1 protein-coding gene is annotated in these 1,132 nt (G+C 67.0%); it reads right to left on the reverse strand.

The features are described 5' to 3' along the window. Positions 1–57: 57 nt before the first annotated feature. Positions 58–1,050 (reverse strand): 4,5-dihydroxyphthalate decarboxylase, encoded by a 993-nt coding sequence (locus tag ACH47Z_RS47250; protein ID WP_399086882.1) that lies wholly within the window; start codon positions 1,048–1,050, stop codon positions 58–60. Positions 1,051–1,132: the final 82 nt, after the last annotated feature.

A 1,132-nucleotide genomic window follows, 5' to 3' on the forward strand; every position in this document is an offset into this window, starting at 1 on the left:
CGACGGCCAGTCTCGCCTTCTCGGATCGATGAGCCCGAAACGCCGTTGCCGCGCGACTCAGGTGTCGAGGAGTTCCGGCACGAAGATGTCCTGGCACGTCAGCTTTCGCTTCGACAGGCCCTGCTCGTGGTGGTAGCGCAAGAAGGTGTCGATGGCCTTGCGGTTCGCGGTGACGCCGTAGGGCCACCAGTCGTCGCCGAGCAGCTGACGGTTCTGCTCGAACAGCGTGCTGAACCACGGCGTGATGAGGCTCATGTGCTGCTTGGTGGCGTCGTCGAGGTACGTGCGCTGGGCGAGTTGCTTGGCTTGCGTGAAGGCGTCGTACACGGCCCGTGCGAGGCCCGGCCGATGTGCCAGTTCCCTGCGGATCGCGATGATGTGCATCGGGGGGAAGATCCCGGTGCGGCGGTAGTAGTCGCGTTCCACGGCCTCGTAGTCGGGGAACAGGCGGGCGACCTTCGGGGAGCCGTCCAGCACGGCCTGCGGTACGTCGACGGAGATCAGTGCGTCGATCTCGCCGGATTCGAGCATGGCTCCGAGGGTCTGGCCGTCCTCCGCGTGGCGCACGTCGACGCCGTCCGGGACGGGCTGCGGGACCCAGTCGAAGGCGGGGATGGGGTGGTTGGTGCCGCCGATCACCCAGCGGCACTGGTCGGGGGTCACGCCGTACTCGTCGGCCAGGATGCCCTTCGGCCAGATCCCGGCGTCGTGGCCGTAGAGAGCGAACTCGCCGACGGTCCGGCCGGCCAGGTCCTGCGGCTTCACGATCCCGCCGGCGGTGTTCACGAAGATCGCCGAGTGGCGGAAGTTGCGGTTCGGCAGGATCGGCAGCGCCAGGAACGGCGTGTCGTCGAGGTCGAAGGTGCGCAGGAAGTAGGTGAGACCCAGCTCGGCGAGGTCGTAGTGTCCCTCGACGGCGCGGCGGAAGATGTCCGACACGAGCGGTGCCGTCTCGAACACCGCGTCCACCCCGTCGACCGTGACCCGGCCGTCGAACAGTGCCTCGGTGTGCTCGTAGGCGTAGACGCCGATGCTCAGCTCGGTGCTCATCAGTGGATCTCCTCTCCGGGAGTCCGCGGAGTGGCCCGCTTCCGTAAATGATCGTTCACTTTTAGGGTGTTCCCGGAACGGT

This window comes from Streptomyces sp. NPDC020192, assembly GCF_044388685.1.
Lineage (GTDB): Bacteria > Actinomycetota > Actinomycetes > Streptomycetales > Streptomycetaceae > Streptomyces.

What these genes read in the sequence shown, in the direction of transcription:
- ACH47Z_RS47250 (WP_399086882.1), bottom strand. Translation starts at nt 1,050, where the DNA reads ATGAGCACCGAGCTGAGCATCGGCGTCTACGCCTACGAGCACACCGAG.